This window comes from Bradyrhizobium sp. MOS001 (assembly GCF_004634465.1).
In the GTDB taxonomy this organism is placed as follows: Bacteria; Pseudomonadota; Alphaproteobacteria; order Rhizobiales; family Xanthobacteraceae; genus Bradyrhizobium; species Bradyrhizobium barranii.
In genome coordinates this window covers 76,781-98,708 of record NZ_SPVJ01000029.1, presented here as the reverse complement: position 1 = coordinate 98,708, position 21,928 = coordinate 76,781, and the positions used below count along the sequence as shown (strand labels likewise).

Sequence of the window (21,928 nt, the reverse complement as noted above, 5' to 3'; positions counted from 1 at the left end):
GATGGTCCGCCAGGCCAAATCCGGGCTCGGCAAACTGGTCTGAGCATCCCTAACTGACTGAACGCTGCTCGGCCGGCCGGAGCAGATCGTCCAGCGCACTCATCGAGGCATCACGAAGTGCGGTGAGATCGCGCGCGGCGCTCTGGCATTCGGATGGGGACATCGAGGGCGCCGCCAGTTCGATCTCACGGCTGCGCTCGAACAAGCGGACGAGGCCGAGCGCGCCGGCGGCGCTGCCGAGCTGGTGCGTGAGCCGCGCAAGCTGCTTGTGATCGCCAATCGCTGCCGCCTTGGCGATGTCTGCGATCAGCTTGCCGCTGGTCTCCCCCAGCAAATGATGGAGCTTTTCGATTTGCGCGGGGCCGAGCAGCTCGCGCTGGTCGTCGAGGAAATGCAGGTCGATCAATGCGCCCGCGGCGAGTTGTGGTGCGGCCGGCTCATCCGGGGCGTCCTCGATCGCCTCGCGCAGCGCGTTGATCAGGATCGGCTTGCTGACGACCTTGGCGATGCCGGCGCTTGCGAGTCGCTCGCGGGCACTGGTGGACACGTCGGCGGTCACGGCGATGATGCGCGGCATTTTCGGCAGACCGAGCTTGCCGATTCGCGATGCCGCCTCGACGCCGTCCATGTCGGGCATGTGCAGATCCATCAGGATGATGTCGAATGCCTGATCGCGGGCGAGCGCGATGGCCGACGCGCCGTCTCTCGCGATCGTCGCGCGATGGCCGAGCCGGTTCAGGATCGCCTCGCCGACCTCGCAATTGACGGGATCGTCGTCGACCAGCAGCACCCGGAGCTGCCGCGACGGCGGCGGGACCGCGCCTTGCGCGACGCCGCTTGCGGCGAGGCCGAGCGGCACCTGAAGCGTGAACGTGCTGCCCGCGCCCGGCGTGCTCTCCACCGTCAGCTCGCCGCGCATCAGGCGCGTGAGCCGGCGCGCGATCGCGAGTCCGAGGCCGGTGCCGCCGAACCGCCGCGCGATGCTGTCGTCGGCCTGGACGAAATCGTCGAAGATGCGCTCGTGCATGTCGGGCGCGATGCCGATGCCGGTATCGCGAACGGTGATGCGCAGCAGGACATGATCGTCGCGTTGCTCGGCGGCCGCCGCGAGCGCAATTCCGCCGTGCGGGGTGAACTTGATGGCATTGCCGATCAGATTGAGCAGGATGCGGTTGAGCCTGACCGGATCGCCGTGCACCGATGTGTCGACCGTCGCATCGCAGGCGAGGTCGAAGGTCAGGCCCTTGCCGAAGGCTTGCGGACACATCAGCTCCGCTGCGGTCTCGATCAGCTGGTGGAGGCGGAAGTCGCGCGTCTCCAGCGTTTCGGTGCTGGCCTCCAGGCGGGCATATTCCAGGATGGCATCGACCAGCGCGATCAGCGTTTCGCCCGATGCCTCCGCAGTCGCGAGGTGGCGGCGCTGGGCCTCGCCGAGGCTGCCGTCGTCGAGCAGCTGCAGCACGCCCATGACGCCGTTCAGCGGCGTGCGCAGCTCGTGGCTGACGACGGCGAGGAAGCGCGACTTGGTCTCGTTGGCCAGCACGGCGGCCCTGCGCGCGCGCTCGGCCGCGTCATGCTCGGCCAGGGCCTGATCGCGGGTCTTTTCGAGTTCGGCGGTCCGCTCGACGACCTTGCGCTCGAGCGTCGCATAGGAGTCGCGCAAGTGAGCGGCCATCCGGTTGAACTGGTCGCCGAGCGCTTCCAGCTCGTCGCCGGTCTTGATCGCGAGCCGCAAGCCGAGATCGCCGCTGCCGATCCGCCGCGCGCCCTGCGTCAGGATCTGGATCGGCACGGTCATGCGCCGGCTGAGCCAGAGGGACACCAGGACCGCGCAGGCGAGCAGGACGACCAGGAGAAACGTCGCGCGTCCGATCGATGCATAGATCGGGGCGTAGGCTTCGCTGAGCGGAAGCTCGACGAACACCAGCCAGCCGAGCGAGGGGACCGTCGCATAGGTCGAGAGCACGCGCAGGCCTGTTAGATCCCCCTTGACCAGGCCGCCCGAAGGCGGCCCCACGCCATCGAGTGCGGCGCGCACGTCGGCATGCCCGGAGAGATCGGTCCGTTGCAGCGCCGGCCACAGATCGGGATGCGCGATCAGGACTCCCATGCGGTCGACCACATAGGCCTTGCCGGTGTTGCCGACCCTGATCCCGGCGACGAGGTCCCAGATGAAGCGCAGATTGACGTCGGCTACGATCACATTGGGATTCCGTCCGGTCCCGCGCGTGGCGAGCGTCATGAACGGCTCGGTGTCGCCGAGGAAGTAGACCGGCCCGTAATAGGCCCGGCTTTCATTGGCACCGCGGAAGGCCGGCGAGGCCGAGAGATCGGCCTTGCTGCCGACTCTGTCCGCGACACGGCGCGACACGCGCACCTGCTCGCGGCCCTGCGAATCGAGCTCGGCAATTTCCGCGATCGCGGGCGAGAGGCGCAGGAGCCGGATGGCGTTCAGGCGGTCGTCTTCGTTGCTCGACAGCTCCGGAGGCAGCCGCGAGAGCCATCTGATCTGGCTTTCGATCTGGCCGATGAACTGGCCGATCTGGATGGCCGCGCTTGCTGCCTGCTCGCGCTGGGTCGCCGCGAGAAGCTGCTTCTGCTCGCGATAGGAGAACCAGACGTCGAAGCCGGTGTTGATGGCGAGTGCGGCAAAGGCGAGGGCGACGATCGAGTAGAGATATTTTCGGAACAACCGGCCCGGGGGCGTCCGCAAATGTCCCTGGTCGATCGCCTCGTTCACTCGCGGATCTCGTCGGCGCGCGCCAGCAGCGTGAATGGAATGTTCAATCCGAGCGAGCGGGCGACAGTGCGGTTGATCAGGAGCTCGTATTTCCGCGGCGATTGCACCGGCAGATCTCCGGCCTTGGTGCCGCGCAGGATGAGATCGACGTAATCGGCCGAGCGCACCTCCAGCGTCGGCCCGTAGCTCATCAGTCCGCCCGCATCCATGAAGTAATGGAACGGATAGATCGTGGGGACGCGATGCTTGGCCGCCGCCGCCACGACCGCCTGACGGTGGACCACGAGGAAGCTGTCGACCAGCGCAACCAGCGCCGCCTTGGGCGGTTCGGAAAAGCGCCTGATGGTTTCGTCGATGTCCGTTGGCGCGTTAACGGGCGCGGGGGCCACGGACACCCCTGATGTCGCAGCTTCCTGCTCGATCGATTCGAGGAAGAAGCGCCCGGCGCGGGGCGTGGTCGCCGGGTTGAAAAGGACGCCGACGCGCGCGAGACCCGGCACCGCCTCCCTGATGAGCTGAAGCCATTTGCCGCCCATTTCGGCGGTGCTGTTGGTGAAGCCGGTGACGTTGCCGCCCGGATGCGCGAGGCTTTCGACGAAGCCGTTGCCGACGGGATCGTTGGCGGTCGCGAAAACGATCGGGATGGTTTTGGTGGCGGCAAAGACTGCGGCGGTTTCGATGGTCGAGCCGGTCAGGATCACGTCCGGCTTGAGCTCGAGCAACTCCTGGACCGCGGTCTTGAGCTTGTCCGGTCCGCCGAAGGTCGAACGAAGTTCGAGGCGGAAGTTGACGCCTTCGACCCAGCCTCGCTGCCTCAAGCCGACGATGAGACCACCCAGGCGGGAGGTCGGGCTGTCGGTCATGCTCCGTCTGGTCAGTTCGTCGTCGAGCGGCAATCCCGTCAGCGAGGCAACGATCCGCATGCGATCTGACGTTGCGCCGATCGCAATCCATCCTGCAGCGGTTGTGCCCGCGAGGCGAATGAAGCCGCGGCGATCGAGCGCGAACGCGGAAGGCCGTTCGGTCATGGAATTCTTTGCACGATGGTCTGTCCCAAGCCGGATGCTTAACGCGAAAGGGCGGTGTCCACAATTGATGAAAAAATGCGCTTATGAATGTTCATTCGCAGCATTCGGCAGTCCGATACCGTATTCCTACCCGGCCAAAGAGTCGCTGTTTCGAGCTTTGTCTGCTCCGTGACGATCTGCAACGCATTGTGGCGTTGCAACATTTCCCGTCTCGTTGAGACGACGGTTCGGAGAAGTCGATTTCTGAGCGGCTGATTTTTTGAAGCGTTGTTTCAGGTTTGTTTCGAAGGTTGTCGATGCGCAAAATCTATCTTCTTCCGGCCCTCGTGGGCCTGCTGACCTCTGTTGCAGCCGGGCCGCTCGCGGCTCAGGGAGTGGTGCCGAAGCAGAAGGCTGCGCCGGCACCCAGAGCCGCCGCTGCCGGTGCGGCGCCAGCTGCCGCCGCCGGTGCGCCGGTCGCTGCTGCGACCGAGACGCCGGCCGCCGGTGCGGACGACAAGACGACCAAGGCGATCGACGGCTTCCGCTCCGCCAAATTCGGCATGAACGAATCCGACGTGCGCGCGGCGATGACCAAGGACTTCAGCGCCAAGCCCGACGCGATCAGGGCGCAGGACAACGCGTCCGAGCTGACGCACAGTCTGCTGCTCTCCGTTCCCGAGCTGCTGCCGAACGGCGGCACCGCCGAGCTCTCCTATGTGTTCGGCTACAAGTCCAAGTCGCTGATCCAGGTCGGCTCGGTCTGGTCGAAGGGGACCGACACGGCGATGACGCCGGAGAAGCTGTTCTCCAACGCCAACATCCTGCGCGCCCATTTCATGGGCGAAGGCTTCAAGCCCGATTCGATCGCGATGAACATGCCCGTCGCCGGCGGCATCGTGATGTTCCGTGGCAGCGACGCCAAGGATCGCTCGGTGATCCTGCTTCTGCAGGGCACGTTCGAGAACAAGGAGAACAACCAGCGTGTGCTGACCCCGACCAGCCTGCTGCTGTTCTACGTCGCGGACGCCAAGAGCCCCGACATCTTCAAGCTGCCGCCCGGCCAGTTCTGATGCCGGACGACCTCACGACATTCTCCCACCCGGTTGTGGATCGGCGCGAATGCCGATGAAGAGGATATGAAATGCGCGGACCATCTGCGACGCGACACAATGACGAGCTGACGACGCTGCGGAGGCTGGCACGCTTCCGCTCGATGTCGCTGCTCTGCGCGATGCAGATGGTCTTCCTGCCGGTGTTCAGCGTCCGCCTGCAGGCGCAGACGGCGAACGTGATCACCCCGGACGGCCGCACCGGGACGAGCCTTCAGACATCAGGCAGCGTGACCAACGTCACGACGTCGACGATTTCGGGCAACAACGCCTTCAACTCGTTCTCGCAGTTCAGCGTCGGGCAGGGCAACACCGTCAATCTGCAGCTGCCGACCGGCACGCAGAACCTCGTCAACATCGTTCGCGACGCCCCGGTCTACGTCAACGGCACGCTGAACTCCTACATGAACGGCGCGATCGGCGGTAACGTCTATTTCGCCGACCCCAAGGGGTTCGTGGTCGGCCGCAGCGGCACGGTGAATGTCGGCAGCCTCAACGTCTCGACGCCGACACGCGAGTTCACCGACAGCCTGATCGGCGCAGGCGGGCAGATCAACCAGTCGGCGGTCGGCAATCTGATGGCGGGCTCGTTCCCTGTCTCGCCCGACGGCAACATCCGTATCTATGGCCGCATCAACGCGATCGACGGTGTGCGCCTGACCGGGCAGAACGTCTTTGTCGGCGGCGCCAGCCAGCGCGACATCGCCAATCTCGACCACGCCGCGAAGTTCGCAGCCTCCGTCAACTCCAAGGGCCTGCGCAGCGCCAGCGCGATCACCGTGAGCAACGGCTCGATCCATATCGGCGCCGTCAACAACGCCAGGATCAACGGACGCCTCACTGCGCAGAGCAAGAGCGCGACGCCGAGCAACATCACGGTTCAGGCCGGCAACAACATCGATGTCGGCAAGAAGGCCAATCTCAACATCGCAAGCGCAAACGGCAATGCCGGAGAGATCCGCCTGAAGGCGGCGCAGAACCTGACCGTCGCGGGCGGCGCCAGGTTCGATGCCAGTGCGAAGACGGGCAATGCCGGTCTCGTCGACTTCAGCGCGAACGGGATCATCGACATTGGGAAAGGCATCAAGGTCGATCTCAGTGCGGACAACGGCAAGGCCGGCACGCTGCTGATCGACCCGACCGACGTGGTCGTGGGTGATGCCGCTCAGGGCGACACCGGCGTGACGCTGTCGAACAGCTCCATCGTGAATGCGCTCGCCGGGCTCAGCGCCGGTGCCGACTACCTCATCCAGGCCGATCATTCCATCACGCTCGCCGCGCATGCGATGATCGATGCCCGCCGTCTCGATGGCTCCGGCCATTCGACCGGCAACGCCAACAACGTCATCATAGACGCGCCGAACATCGAGATCATGAATGGCGCGCAGATCCTGGCCCAGTCGGTCAACTTCGGCGGGACCACCTACGCCGACGGCAACGTGACGCTGAGGGCAACGGCGAGCGACATCAAGCTGTCCGGCCAGGCCACCGCCGCGACGGCGATCACGGTCGACGGCAAGATTACCGGCGGCATCGTCTCGATCACCGCAACCTCGACGGCCGTGTCGAGCTTCCTGAACGGTTCGGTGGCCGGTGATTTCGCGCTTGTCGGCTCGACGCTTGCCGCCTCGCTGCTCGGGCTCAATGGCGGCTATGTCGCGGCAAGCGCGACTGCGACCATCAACATCAACAGCCATGCCGACATCAACGGCCGTGGCGACGTCACCATTTCCGCGCATGCCACGGAGACCGCGTCGGATCCGGCGGTCGCCTCCACCTTGCTCGGCAGCCTCACGCCGGTCGCGGCCGGCGTGGTCGTCGGCAAGATCGACGGCACTGCCACGACCAACGTGGCCTCGGGCGCGACGGTCAACGCCGGCGGCAACCTCGAGATCAAGGCGCTCAACGATGCGACCATCGCCATCTCGGCCCTCGCGGCGTCGACGAGCGCGCAGATTGTCCCGACGGTGGCCTATTCCACGGGATCGGTGACGACGACCGCCAACGTCGCGACCGGCGCGCATATTGCTGCCGGCACGGTGAACACGAGCGGCAGCACCCTGAAGGTGCGCGCGATCAACAACAACTCGTTCTCGACCAGCGCAACGTCGGTTGCGGCGCCCGGAACGGGGGCGAGCGGTGCTGTCGGCGGCGCGTTCGCCATCAGCGACATCACGACGTCCGCGACCGCGACGCTCGGCGCATCGCTCGGAACCGATACCGCCAACCGGATGAACGGGTCCGTTCTGGTCGAAGCGACGTCCGATACCACGCTCAATTCCACGATGGCTTCGTCCATCGCCGGCCTCCCGGCACTGATCGCGGCAATCGAAAGAGGACTGCGTGCCGTCACCGCGCCGACGTCGATCATCAGGGACCATATGGGCTCGCTGATGCCGTTGAGCTTCGATTTCAAAGTCGCAGGCGCGCTCTCGCTGGCCAACAGCACGCAGAGCGCAACCGCTGCGATCGCGCAGAATCCGAGCGGCGGCGCGCCGAGCATCTATGCCAGCGGCAACGTCGCCGTCGCCAGCAACGTCATCGATCGCGGCGTTCGCAGCAATGCGACGTCCAGCGCGATCACGAAGGACCCGGTGTCCGGCGAGAGCACCGCGATCAGCGCGGCCGTCGCCTGGGGCAATTTCACCCACAATTCGAACGCCTATATCGGCGGCGGAACCCTGGTCAACGCGGCGAATATCGCCGTCGATGCCACCACCGAATTGCCGATCACCAACACCTGGCTGAAGTGGGATGGTTTGGGCGCGGTGCTGAGCCACCTCAACGGCAATCTCGGCGTCGGCGGCAACATCCTGACCAGCTACGCCAATGCCACCGCGGACGCTGGCGACACGATCGGCATCGCCGGTTCGCTGAACCATTTCGTCGTGAACAACAACACGACGGCGTGGGTGGCCGGCAGCGCGAGCCTGACGGCAACCTGCGCGACCGCGGCCTGCGGCAGTGGCACCGGCTGGTCGGTCGGGATGGACAATGGCGACGTCCATACCTACAACGCCAGCCTCCAGATCGCGGCCACCACGACCACGGCGTCGATCGACGCCGCCGGCAATGTCGGCACGCTCGGCTTCCTGTTCGGCAACACCTCGGGCGGCTCCTCCGTCGGCGGCGCGCTCAATCTCGTCCAGTTCAACACCAATACCATCGCCGGCGTTTCGGACCGTGCGACGCTGCGTGCTGCGGACGACATCGCCGTCAACGCGATCACTTCCGACCGGTTCGTCGCTGTCGCACCGTCGTCCGGCAAGGCTGCCGGCACGCTGGCGCTGAACGGCATCACTTCGCTCGGTTTCCTGAACAACACGACGCACGCGTCGATCTCGAGCCAGGCCACCGTCTATGCCCCGACCGTCGGCATTCTGGCGCAGCAGGATCTGTCGGTCGTGACGCTGTCCGGCGCGATGAGCTATAACGGGAGCGGCGGTTCGGCGGTCGGCTTGTCGGTCGCCTATCTCGGCGCAAATACCGACACCTCCGCCTATATCGGCGACAACCATTCCGACATCCGGCCCGGCGTGTTCAGCGCCAACGATCCGTTCGCCGGCACCAGCGGCGGAAGCGGGGCGGTCAATGTCGACAATCTGACACTCAGCGCGACCACTTCGGGACGCATCACGGCGGCCGCCGTCGCGGCAGCCGTCTCCGACCCGGCGTCGTCGAGTTTCTCCGACAAGGCAGGCGCTGCCGGCGCCGCCTCGACCGGAGGCACCGCCGGCGTGACGACGGCGGCGGGCAAGATTGGTTCGACCTCGGGATCGAGCACAAGCGGCTTCAGCCTCGATCTCGCCGGCAGCTCGTCGGTGAGCGACGTCTCGCTCGGCACCAGCGCCTATATCAGGAACACGACGGTCAACAAGTACACCACGACCGGCGCCGTGCTGACCAACACGATCGTTCAGGCGCTGAACGACACTATGCTCAACAATGGTTCCGGCTCCGCGGCGCTCAATCTGGCCGGAGGGTCTGCCACGGGGGCTGCGATCGGCGGCGCGATCGCGGCGGCGATGTCGAACAATGCGACGCTCGCCTATATCTACGGCACCACCATGAACAACCAGAGTTCGGTGACGGTGCAGGCGCTCAATGGCGGCTCGGAGACCGTCGTTGCCATCGGCGTGGCGGGATCGAAATCCAATTCAGCGTCGCTGTCGGCCTCCGTCGGCATCATCACTGACAGCGCCAACGCCTATATCGAGAGCTCGACGATCACGGGGCAGGCGTCCGGCGTCAACCGGGCGCTCGAGGTCGATGCCTACCAGACCACGAACATCGCGATCGGCGGCGGCTCTCTCTATATATCGGGCGGCCAGGCCGGAGTCGGCATCGGGCTGACCTATGCCTCGATCGCCGATCCCACGGGCGGAAACGCGACCGACGCGCATATCCGCAGCACGGCGATCTCGAATTACGACACCCTGTTGGTGATGGCCGACAGCGCCAGCGTGATTGCGGCCGGTGCGGCCTCAGGCGGGGGCGGGGCCAGCGCCAACGGACTTGCCGGCGCGATCGTCGTCAGCGAGATCACGCCGACCACGACAGCCTATATCAACAGCGGCTCGACGGTGAGCATCAATGTCGGCCGCGTGACGGTGCTGGCGGACAGCGGCGCGGTGTCGGCGCTCGACACTGCGCTCGGCAACCTCGTCAAGAAGTCGAACAACAATCTTCTCGCGTCGGATACCTGCACGGTCGCCGGTGGCACGGGCGGGCAGAACTGCATCGACTTCAGCGCGGCTGCGCTCAACGGCGGCACGGGCAACGGTCCGGGAGCCAGCATCGTCTCCGTTGCGGGTCTCATCCAGGCGGGCAAGAACAATGTCGGCGCCTCGATCGTCTACAACACCATCGCAACCACGCATTCGGCCTATATCGCCAACGTCCTGATGACCGCCGGCAGCAACGGCAATGTCAGTGTGAGCGCGGTCGACTCCTCCAAGATCCAGGCGGTCACGATCGGCTTTGGTCTGGCGACCGGACAGTTTGCGGGCGTCGGCGGTACCACGATCAGCAGCATCTCCAATACCGTTACGGCGGCCATCGGCAACGGCCAGTCCAGCGCGACGCAATCGTCCGTCACGGCCAAGAACATTTCCGTCAACGCGACCGACAATTCCAGCATCACCGGAACCGCCGCCGTCGCGGGAGCCTCGACGCAAGGCAGCGCCGCGGGCCTGGCACTCGTCTACAGCAGCATCGCCAACAATGTCAGCGCTGGCGTGACCGGGTCCAAGCTGACCGCCTCGGGCAGCGTCGCGGTCGGTGCGAACTCGAACGCCAGCATCTCGACCGTCGCCGTCGGTATCGCGATGTCCTCGCAGGTCGGGCTGGCCGGTTCGGTCGCCACCAATCTGATGGGGACCAACGTCACCGCCAGCATCACCGCCGCCGGCACCAACGGGATCAACGGCGCCGACGTCACCGCGACCAACAACGTCGCCGTGATCGCCGGCAACAACGACAAGGCGGCCGTGTTTGCGGGTGCCGTGTCGATCAGCAAGGGCGCTGCCGGCGGTGCCGGCTCGCTGGTCACCAACCAGATCACGGGAACCACCGCGGCCTATATCAGCGGCGCCAACACCAAGGTCGATGCGCTCGGGACCAGCACCACCGACACGCTGTCGGTCAACAGCGGCTCGCTCGTCCATGCCTTCGATCTCGGCACCGCGCATGCCCCGACCGACACCACGCCCGACCTCACCGAGACCCAGGACACCGTGCGCGGCCTTACCGTGGTCGCGAGCTCGCACCAGGCGGTCGTGACCAACGTCGCGTCGGTTGCCGCGAGCAGCGGCATCGCCATCATGATCAACCCGATCACCAATGTGATGAGCGGGCAGACCCGGGCCTATATCGACAGCGCTTCCATCGACACGCGCCTGACCTCGTCGACGCTGGCGCCGCAGATCGAGGTCGCCGCGTCGAGCTTCTCCTATTCCGGCGCGTTCGGTGCCGGCATCGTGGCTCCGACCGGCAACGGCGGCGGCGGCGCTACCATCATCAGCACCACGATGCAGCGCGGTACGTTTGCCTACATCACCAATTCGACTGTCGGCGGCGCGCAGTCGTCGAGCCCGACGGTCGGCGCCGTCACCGTGAAGGCCAATGCCGAGCAGGATGCATCCTCGATCGCGATCGGCTTCAACACCGGCTCGGTCGGGTTGAACGTCTTCCAGGCGACGACTGAAGCCTATGTCGACGGTGGCGCGCTGACGGCCGCATCGCTGACGGTGAACGCCACCAACAACACCGGCATCTTCTCCGCGAACGGCTCCGGCGCCTATGGCAGCCAGGCCGCGATCGGCGCGGCGTTCCTGGTCCAGGTCTCCTCGAACCGGACCGAGGCCTATGTCGGCGACGAATTCCACTATCAGGGCAATGGCGCTGCACACACGACCGCGCTCAATCTGAGCGGCGCGCTCGACGTCGAGGCCACCACCAAGAACCGCTTCGAGGCCTATGCGATCGGCGGTGCGCTCTCGACCGGCACGGCGGCGATCGCCGGCATGGCGAACATCGAGATCGCCAACAACACCACCATCGCCGGTGTCTACGACACCACATTGCAATCGGTGACGGGTGGTGCGGCTGGCGCGGTCACCATCAACGCGACCGAGGACGTGGCGATCAAGGAGATCGCGGGGGCGCTCGCGGTTGGCGCCAGCGGGGCAGGGGTCGGCATCGGCGCCGCCGCCAACGTCATCAGCTTCAAGAGCCAGACCATTGCGGAAAGCCGCAACAGCAATCTGAACTCGGCTGGCGCGATCAACGTCAATGCGCTCAGCACCAAGGAGGTGCTGTCCTACGCGGTCACCGCGGGCATCGGCGGCAGCGTCGGTATCGGCGCGACGGTCGGCGTCATCATCATCGGCACCAACACCGCCGATGCCGACACCCAGGGCCAGCAGACCGGCCAGCTCAATCAGGGCAACAACGGCACCATCGCGTCCGTGAACAACGGCACCAACCATACGCAAGGCAGCAACGCGGTCGCCAGCGGCACGGCCGGCAATCCGAACAGCGCCAACGTCAGCTCGACCTACGACGTCAGCAGCGTGCTGAGCGGCGGCAACGACGCCGTCGTCGCGCAGATCGCTGGCGGCAACGTCACGGGCACGCAGGTCAATGTCACTGCCACCAGCGCCAATGCGGCCAAGATGTATCTGCTCGGCGCAGGCTTTGCGAAAAATGTCGGCATCGGGGCCGGCATTGGCTACACCAGCGTCAACAGCACCGTGCTCGCCAATCTGAGTGACTACGGACGCAACGGCTCCGGCGTGCTGGTGGCCGCAGATACGCCTTTGGCCGTCTCGGCACCGATTGTCACCGTTGCGGCGGTGGTCAAGGACGCGACCACCGGACCTTATGCCGGCAAGACCATCGACACCGAGGCGATCGCCGGCGGTGCGGCGCTTTACTTCGGCGCCGATGCGGCTGTCGCGGTCGGCAATGTCAGCAACTCCGTGGTGGCGATGCTTGGCGGCCAGATCACCGGCACGGGCGGCACCGGCACTGGCGCCGCGGTCATGGCGCAGGATTCGACGACCCAGGTGGTCTTCACCGGCGGCGTCACCGGCGGCGCCGTGGCTGTCGGCGCTTCGGTCGCAACGGCAAGCCGAACGAGCTCGGTCGCTGCGAGGGTTCTGAACGGCTCCACCGTCAACGTCACGACTCTGGCAGTTGGAGCAAGCGGCGCCGGCACCTTGACCACGACGTCCACAGCACTTGGTGGCGGCATCGTCGCGGGCGTCGGTGCGGATGCGGAGGCCCACGAGAACTCGTCCGTGTTGGCGGAGATCGGCAGCAGTGCCTCGATCACGACGTCGGCGGCCGGCGTCGGCACGCTGGTGTCGGCGTCGATCGCGCCCAACCTGTCGAGCGAGGCAATCGGCGTCTCGGTCGGTGGCGGTGCCGTCGGCGTCGCCATCGCCAAGTCCACGGTCGGCGCCACGGTGACGGCCGATGTCGGCGACAACGTCAGCTTCTCGGGCGGTGCGCTCGCGGTAACCGCCATGGCGCTGGTTCCGACCGTCGGCACCACGACGTGGGCCAAGGCGCTCGCTGGCGGCGGCGGCTCGCTGATCGGCGCACAGGGCAGCCTTGCCGTGGCGTCCGAGAACGCGACGGTGAGCGCCTATGGCGGGATGGGGATCCGGCTTCCCAACGCCGACGTCACCATCGCGGCCGAGAACGACAGCGCCCAATATGCCGAGGGGACGGGCCTTTCGACCGGATTCCTGGCGCTCGGCGCCACCGTCGCGCAGACGTCGTCGAGCGCGCACACCTATGCCTATCTGGGTGCGCCGGCGGACATGGATAATCTCAATCACGAAAATTACACCGGCATCCTCCGGATCACGGCCACCGGCACGGATACCAACGTCTCCAACGCGACGGTCGGCGCGGGTGGCACCTATGCCGGCGCCGCGGCGGTCGCGACGACCAGCTCGACCGCCGTGACCAACGCACGGTTCGACGGCGGCACGGCGGATGACACGCTCTATTTCGGCGGCCTCCGCATCAATGCCAAGCACACCACGAATTATGCCGCGAGCGGCGATGCCTACCAGGCGTCCACGGCCGGTGTTTCGGCCGGCAAGGCGCAGAACGACGTCGACTCCACCACCACTGCCGAGATCGGAACGCACCTGATAATCAATTCGGCGGGCGGCAACATGGTCGTCATCGCCAACGACATCGTCAACCAGGGCGGCGGCGGCGCGCGGTCGGGCTCCGGCGGCTCGTTCTCGGGTGCAGCCGCACTCAGCACCTCGACCGTCACCCAGCACGTCAACACCAATATCGGCGCCGGCACGGTCCTGAGCCTCAACGGCGATCCGCGGACGTCGGCGGCGTTCATCAATATCGAGGCCTACAACACGCTGAACACCAACGACACGGCGAGCCTCGCCACGGCCAGCTTCTTCGCCGGCGGCGGCGCCGAATCCAACATGACGGCGAACGCCACGCTCGCGGTCAACATCAATGCCCGCGAGCTGTTCAGCGTGGGCAAGATCTATATCGGCACGGCCGCGAAGATGGCGGCGGCGAACAACGCCAATGCCAGCCTCTACGGCGCGATCGCCGGCGTCGGTGCCAGCACCAACAGCTGGGTCCACGCCAACCAGTCCGTCAATGTCGGCGACAACGCGAAGATCGCGGCCTGGCGCGACATCACCATCTATGCGGGCCTCGCCGGTGACGGCAGCGTCTTCAGCAGCGTGCAGGCGACGGCAACGACGGTCGTCTACAACAACACCGCTATTCCGATCTCCGCGCTCTATCGCGGCACGGCCAACGCCGACGACACCACGAGCCTGACGCTTGCGCCCACCTCGAGCGTGCTCGGTGTGCGCGACATCTACCTGGGCGCAACCCAGGGGCAAGTCACGGCGGCCGGCAACGGCAGCAACTACAATCCGTATCTGGACATCTTCAGCGCCAAGAACAGCGACAATCACAGCCACACCAGCGGAACCGGCGATGTCGCGCTCAATGGCACGGTGGTGGCCGGCGTCAACAACGATGTGACGATCACGATCGAGCTCGGTGCGGCCGCGCCGACACTGAGCACGACCAGTCCGTATACCCTGCTGACAAACGGCTCTTCGTCGGTCCTCGAGCTCGTCCCCGACGTCAATCATTTCAGCCCGGTGATGAGCTGGAACCACCAGACGGTCCAGTATGCCGTCGTCGGCAATTTCAATCCCTACCAGCTGGTGGTCAACCAGCTGGCGACGCTGACCGGCCTGACCGCGGCGCAGGTCCGCTCGCAGCTCGCGGCGGCGACGCCCACGTCGCCCGCGAGCATGTCGCCGTCCGGCACCGATCCGACCGGCGACATCCAGCGCCAGATCGACACGCTGATCAAGCAGGCGCCGTTCACCTCCGACGCGCCCGGCAACGCCTTCGCGTTCGGCGACATCCTGGTGTCCGCCGGCAACGTCTCGATCCTGGCCCAGAAGCTCACCGGCAACAGCGGCACGAATCCTGCCGCGCCCGCGGTCATCGCGCGCAGCTCGCCGTTGATCAAGATCGAGAACAAGGGTCTCGACTTCATGAGCCTGGGCAATCTCACGGTCGCCGATGTGACCGGAGGCAACATCACCTACCGCCAGATCGACCATGTCGACCCGGATTCGCACTCCAACGTGACTTTCACCGCGATGCCGAGCGCCTCGCCGGTCATCGACGTCTCCGCCACCTACAACCGCCTGGATCCGGACTCCGGCCAGGGTATCGACCAGAACGGCAATTTGCTGACCCGCACGCCCGACATCTATTTCAACGGCGCCGTCAACAACGCCAACGGCCTGCTCAAGATCATCAACAATCTCGGCAGCGTCGTCGCATCGCAGTCGCTCAGTGCCGCGACCGTCCAGATCGTGGTGCCCAAAGGCACCTTCACCTTCCTCGGCGGTATCGGGAGCTTCTACGACAGCGGCAGCGCGGTCACCTCGCAATGGGCCACCACTGAAAACAGGCCGGAAGACGCGCTGACCGCGGTGATGACGGCGGCGACCTATCTCGGCGCCTACGGCGACTACTATACCGCTCCGCATATCGCTTCGGGAACCGATCACCCCTATTTCTATTACTGCTGCACCGACGGCAGCCACGGCGTGTATCAACCCGTCGGCAACGCCGACGCCAGCACGATCTTCACCGCGCGCATGCTGATGACGTATTACGACGGCACCTCGCTCTATTCATCGATCTTCCTGCCGGTGGGCAGGGGTACGCCTGGGAACACCAGCACTCCCGATGCCGGCAGCGTGCCTGACATCGCGACCCTCAAGATCATCGAGGGGCAGTCGCAGGACTCGTCCAATGTCGTGCTCGCGCAGTGGAAGAAAACGACTTATGACGGCCGCAACGTCTACACCGATAGCGGTCCGTACAAGACGCCGTTCAACTGTGCGTCAGCCTGCGACAGCTCGGGCTTCTTCCAGGTGATCAACATCCAGCCGGATGCGATCACGCCGAAGACCGCGGACGCGCCGGCCACCGCGACTGCCACCCGGACCATCAGCGGCCAGGCGGTCATCATCTCGGCGTCGGTGATCAACATCAACGGCACCATCCAGGCCGGCTCGAGCAGCAATTACTCGGTCGACATCGGCGCCGCGGCGTACGATGCCATCTACGGCAGCAACGGCCTCAAGAACCGCAACGGCGGCGCGGATTTTGCCGCGGCCCAGGCCAATGCGCGGAACGGCGTCTATTACGACATCTCGGGCTCCGTGACGGCGTCGGCCAGCGGCGACGCCAAGATCGGGGTCAGGTACAACGCTCTCACCGACCAGCTCATCCTGAATGGCGTGGCGCAGGGCGCCGGCGGCTACGTCTACCTCAACGGCAAGATCATCTCGACCTCGACCGACAGCACCCAGACCCAGGGTAACATCGAGATCAAAGGCGGCGCCGGCACGGTCACCGTCAACAACACCAGCGGGCTCCAGCTGGTCACCAACACCATCAATACCAGCGTCACTGCCCAGAGCGTGGTCGAGATCGTCGACCAGCTCAAGGGGAAGACGACGTGGTGGGTTTACGATCCCAAGGCTGCAAGCAGTCAGCAGGTGTCGCGGTACGAGACCAACAGTGTCACTGCGGCCGCGATCGACCCGTCGATGCTTACGGCCAGGACCGGTACGGCGGGCGTCCAGTACCGGACGCAGGAGAACATGCTCTATCAATGGGTCGACACCGCGACGCTGGATCGTCTACCCACCAGCACGCAGTTCGACTACGGCTGGAGCTTCACGCCCAATCAGGTCACCGGCGAGAACTGGACCCGCTCGACCAACCTGGTTTCAGGCACGCAGAGCAGCAACTATCAGAAAGTCACCACCGCCACAGGCAGCTATCACTGGGCGGGAGGCGTGAACCCGGATGGGAGCCCCGTTGGACTCAACACCCATTCCAACGCGTGCTGCGGCGCGGACGCCCAGTACAACTGGTACCAGGCGATCTATGATCACCTGACGCTCACGCTGACCAACACGGTCAAGGCGTCGAACCCGATCAACATCAAGTTCATCGGCGGCAGTAGCAGCGACGTCGTGGTCAATTCGACCTCGGGCATCGTCATCAACGGGTCGATCAACAACCAGCAGGGCACGACGACGCTTGCCGCCACCGGCGCCAACTCGTCCATCACGGTCGCCGCCAATGCCAACAACCCGGTGATCTCGGGGACGAGCGTGACGCTTCGGGGTGACGGCGGTATCGGCACGCTCGGCACCACCAAGGCGCCCGTCCAGGTGCAACTCTATGGCGGCAGCCTGACCGCGAGCTCGATCGACCGCGACATCGCGATCTCGGCGATCGGCGCGCTGTCGATCAATCAAGTGAAGGTGAATTCGGCAGGCACCACGCCGCAAGGCAGCGTCTTCCTCTCGGCGACCGGCGACATCAACTCGGCGTCCGCCTACAACATCGCCAATCCCGTCGTGATCGGCAAGAACATCGAGATCAACTCCACCTCCGGCGCGATCGGCGCGAAGAGCGCCGTCGTCAACGGCGCGTCCACCCTGACCAACATCAATCCGCTGGTGATCCAGGCGACCGGCACGGTCCAGGCCAACAGCACTGTCGATGGCGGCGTTCTCGACAGCGCCTCGGCCACCGGCACCTACATCATCCAGTCCAAGGGCGATCTGCGCCTCGGCACGGTCCAGTCGACCGGCGGTCCGGTGTTCCTCGAGGCGGCAGGCTCCGACGGCAACCAAGCCAACATCCTGAACGGACGCGCGGCGGTTGGTCTGACCCAGGCGCAGAGCCAGCATCTGCAGGACGTCTGGGCGAGCCTCGACCTGCTGAGCGGCAACGCCGCCACCAATGCCGTCAACAGCTACCAGTCGATGGTGACGTCGGCCTACAACGACTACTTCCAGCTCAAGAACATCGCGTTCCAGGACGGCAGCACCTACAATCCGACCTCGGTGGGGCTGACGGTGCTGCGGGCGCAGGTGGCTGCCAAGCTCGGCATCATCGATCCCGCCAATGTCACGACCACGCAGATGCAGGTCGAGGCCACGACGCGGTTCCTGCGGGACCAGTTTCTGCTCGGCAAGATCACCACCGACCAGCTCAAGAGCTCGCTGACGACATTGCTCGGCACCGCGCCGGCGGATCCGCTGGGGACGGTGTTCGGCACTTCGCTTTCGACGACGCTGTTCACGAAACTGTTCGACGGCGTGGCAACCGCCAATCAGCGAATGCCCAGCAACACGGCGCTGCAAACGGCGCTCAATACCTACAATGCGAGCTACAGCTATACGCTGGCGTCGACCGAGCGGGTCTATAGCATCATCACCGCGGGCTCGCAGTGGACGCAGAGCCAGCTCGCCTACACGGTGTCGTCGTCGGCCGTCGGCGCGGCGCCGCCGCCGATCGACGAGAACGTCGTGGCCAATGTCAACGCCAACCAGATCATGCTGTACGCGCCGCGCGGCTCGGTCGGCAATTCGGCCGCGCCCCAGACGTTCACCTTCACCAGCGTCGATTCCTCGTCGCTGACGCCGGAGCAGAGGGGATTGCTCGCCACGGCCGGTCCCGGCCAGCTCACCGTCGGCGCGGTCACGGACCCGACGACCCATGTCACGACCTATACGGTCAGCCTGTCGCAGCAGAACCTCGTCGTCGTCGACAACCCGATCGCGATCTCGGCCAAGGCGCTGTCGAATATCTATCTCGGCAGCAAGAACAGCCTCGCGCTCGGCGGCGTCACTGCGAACTACGGCCCGATCGCGGCCGCGCAGGCCAACGGCATCGAGGTGACCGGCCGCGGCGACGTCAAGCTCGACGCCGTCAACAGCATCTCCGCCAACGCAAGCGGGGCCGTGATATCAGGTGATATCGGCAACCTGACCCTGATCGCCGAGCACGGCAATGTCGGTGCCCCCTCGGGAACCGCCGGAAGCAACCCCGCGAACAATACGAACGCGCTCCAGATCGCGTTCGCGGATCCGTCCAACGACCAGCTCGACCAGGTTTCGTCGGCGCAGGGCATCTACCTGAAGCAGACCACCGGCGATCTCATTCTCGGCAACATTGCTGCCGGCAATGCGATCCAGCTCGCTGCGACCGGCAGCATCTATGCCGAAGCCGGCTTCACCGACCGTTCGGCGATCCATATCCTCGGCGCCGACCTCGATCTGCGCGCCGGCGGCAACATCGGCTTCAACGGCTCGACCTTCCAGCCGCTGCAGGTGAATATCTCCGGCGCGGTGACCGGCTCGGCGGTCGGCGACCTCAGCATCCTCGCCGTCACCGGCGATCTCATAGTCGGCACGAGCGGCACCTATGGGACGCTGACGGCCGGCGGTGCGCTGACGCTGAACGCTGCGCGCGGCGGACTCACCGTCAATGCCGACATCACCAGCGGCGGCCTGATGCAGCTGCTTGCCAACCGCGGCATGAATTTCGCTGCCGGCACCAGCGCTGCGCCGGTGGTTGCGACCAGCAGTTCGGACGGCGTCACCCTGGTTGCCGCGACGCTGACGATGGGCGCCTATTCGGCCATCAACGCGGGCGGCCTGATCTCGGTGACCACCACGGGCGATGCGACGATCGGCCAGCTGAATTCATCGCTGTCCTATGCGGCGGCCTCGAACGCGCCCTCGATCATTGTCACCGCCGGTGGCGTCGCCTCGCTTGGCGCGATCCTCGACAATGGCGACGGCCAGACCAGGTTCGTCGCGTCCGGCGCGGGCGCCGAGCTGTCGCTGAGTGCATCGAACGGTATCGGAAGTGCCACGAGCCGGCTCGCCTTCAACGCCGTACAATTGTCGGCGAGCGCGAGCGCCGGGGGCATCTACCTGAAGGCGCTGACCGACACCGAGGCGAGCTTGCTCTCCGCGGTGAAGGGCAACGTGGACATCATCGGCACCGGCGCGCTGACGCTCGACCAGGTGCTGGCGGGCACGGCGACCGGCGCGAGCGGCAGCTTCAGTGCCGTCGCGAACAACGGCAGCATCGTCATCGGGACCGCCGACAGCAGCGGCTCGCAGACGGTCCACGCCAGCCAGAACGTGACGTTCAAGTCGCTGACGACGACCGGAAATGCCGGCGATGCCGGCAACATTGACGTCACCGCCGACAACGGCTTCATCCTGGCGCAGACGGTGACGTCGGGCGGCGTGACCACGCTGGGGTCGGTCTCGGCCCACGGCTCGGCGACGCTGCTCGCGGCGACGACCATCACCGGCAACACGCTCGCCACCACGACCGGCTCGGCCGTGCTGACCGCGACCGGCCCGATCGACTGGAACACGCTCAACGTCGGCACGACGCTGGGCGCGACGGCAAGCCAGGGCAGCATCACCTTCAAGACCGCGCAGAGCGGCGGCACGCAGACCCTCCGCGCCCATGACAATGTGACGTTCAATGCGCTGACGACGACCGGCATCACGGGCGATGCCGGCAGCATCAACGTCACCGCCGACAACGGCTTCATCCTCGCGCAGACGGTGACGGCTGGCGGCGTGACGAGCCAGGGTTCGGTCTCAGCCAACGGCTCGGCGACGCTGCTTGCGGCCACGACCATCACCGGCAACACGCTCGCCGCCACGACCGGCTCGGGCCTGCTGACCGCGAGCGGTCCGGTCAACTGGAATGTCCTCAATGTCGGCACGACGCTGGGCGTGACTTCAAGCCAGGGCAGCATCACGTTCCAGACGGCGCAGAGCGGCGGCACGCAGACCATTCACGCCCACGACAACGTCACCTTCAACGCGCTGACGGCGACGGGCATCAACGGCGACGCCGGCAGCGTCAACGTCAATGCGGATAACGGTTTCATCCTGGCGCAAACGGTGATGTCGGGCGGCGTGCCAACGCTGGGCTCGGTCTCCGCCAATGGCTCGGCGAGGCTGATCGCGGCGGGGACCAACACCGGTCATAACCTCACGGCCACGACCGGCAACGCAGTCCTGAGCGGCACCGTCGTTCGTTGGGATAATCTTAGCGCGGGCGGCACGCTCGACGTCACCGCGACGGCCGGAGGGATCACCGTTGGCACCGCCATCAGCGGCGGCACGCAGACCCTGCATGCGGTCAACGATATCGTCTTCAGCCAGCTCACCACGACCGGTATCCCGGGCGATGCCGGCGACCTCTACGTCAAGTCCGACACGGGCTCGCTCCGCGGCGGATCGATCACCGCCAACGGCGAGACGCGTTTCGATGTGGCCGGATCGGTCTCGTTCGACCGGATCAGTGGCGACATCGTCAAGATGACGTCGTCGGGTGACCTGACGATCAACTGGGTCAGCGTCGTCCGGGAGCTCGACCTGGCGGCAGACACGATCAACGTCAGGGGCGAGCAGATCCGTTCGAATCCGGCGATCCCGCTGATCATGAACATCACCGGCTATAACGGCGGCGTCGCGAAGTCCGCCAACATCTCGATCGACCCGGACAGCATCATCGTCAACCAGTTCAGGGTGGTGGACGCGAACTTCTGGACCGACGCGCATGCGGTCACGATCCTGAACGGCTATGTCCCGGGCCAGCTCATGCTCACCACCGCCACCCAGCAGGTGTTCCTGAACAACCGGACGCTGGTGCCGACCAACGGGCCGACGCTCCAGCTCTACCAGCCGGGCGGCGTGTTCACGATGAGCCAGATCGGCAACGCCAATGTCAGCAACGCCTACGTGGTGTTCTACACCGGCGACGTCTCGGCGAGCGTCACCAATTACGGGCCGACGCACACCTGCTGCTACGACTTCACCGGCGCCAGCATGGTGCGCAACATCCCGGTCGACGGCGAGGGCAAGGAGAGCATCGAGACCTGGCTCGCGAAGAAGGATGGCGGGACGTTCTATTTGCTCGGTCTCTCCGGCCAGGCGCGGCTCGATGCGCTGCTGACGCCGCGTCCGGTCGAGACCATCGGCTCCGGTCCCGCCGTCAACATCGAGGGACTGAGCGACCTGCGCAAGCTGCGCCGTCAGGGGCAGCGCGTGGGTCGCCCGGGCTGGAAGGATGCGGCGGTCGAGACGGCGAAGCCGTCCGTTGGCCGTCTCGCACAGGCATGGTAACGA

The 21,928-nt window shown here is 65.8% G+C and carries 4 protein-coding genes; 2 read left to right on the top strand and 2 right to left on the bottom strand.

Annotated features, from left to right (window positions below):
- Nucleotides 1-49: 49 nt before the first annotated feature.
- Entirely contained in the window at nucleotides 50-2,740 is a 2,691-nt protein-coding gene (locus tag CT676_RS28530; protein WP_085403117.1) for a hybrid sensor histidine kinase/response regulator, read from the bottom strand.
- On the bottom strand, nucleotides 2,737-3,768 hold the full coding sequence (locus tag CT676_RS28525; protein WP_085403118.1) for an ABC transporter substrate-binding protein: 1,032 nt from the start codon (nucleotides 3,766-3,768) through the stop codon (nucleotides 2,737-2,739). The genes CT676_RS28530 and CT676_RS28525 overlap by 4 nt, the downstream gene beginning before the upstream one ends.
- A 296-nt stretch (nucleotides 3,769-4,064) precedes the next feature.
- Here CT676_RS28525 and CT676_RS28520 point away from each other — a divergent pair, with 296 nt between their 5' ends.
- Nucleotides 4,065-4,820: a hypothetical protein gene (locus CT676_RS28520; protein ID WP_085403209.1), complete on the top strand. Its 756-nt coding sequence runs from the start codon at nucleotides 4,065-4,067 to the stop codon at nucleotides 4,818-4,820.
- A gap of 71 nt (nucleotides 4,821-4,891) precedes the next feature.
- The gene (locus CT676_RS28515; protein WP_135215880.1) at nucleotides 4,892-21,925 is read left to right on the top strand and encodes a leukotoxin LktA family filamentous adhesin; all 17,034 of its coding nucleotides are present in this window, start codon (nucleotides 4,892-4,894) and stop codon (nucleotides 21,923-21,925) included.
- Nucleotides 21,926-21,928 lie beyond the last annotated feature (3 nt).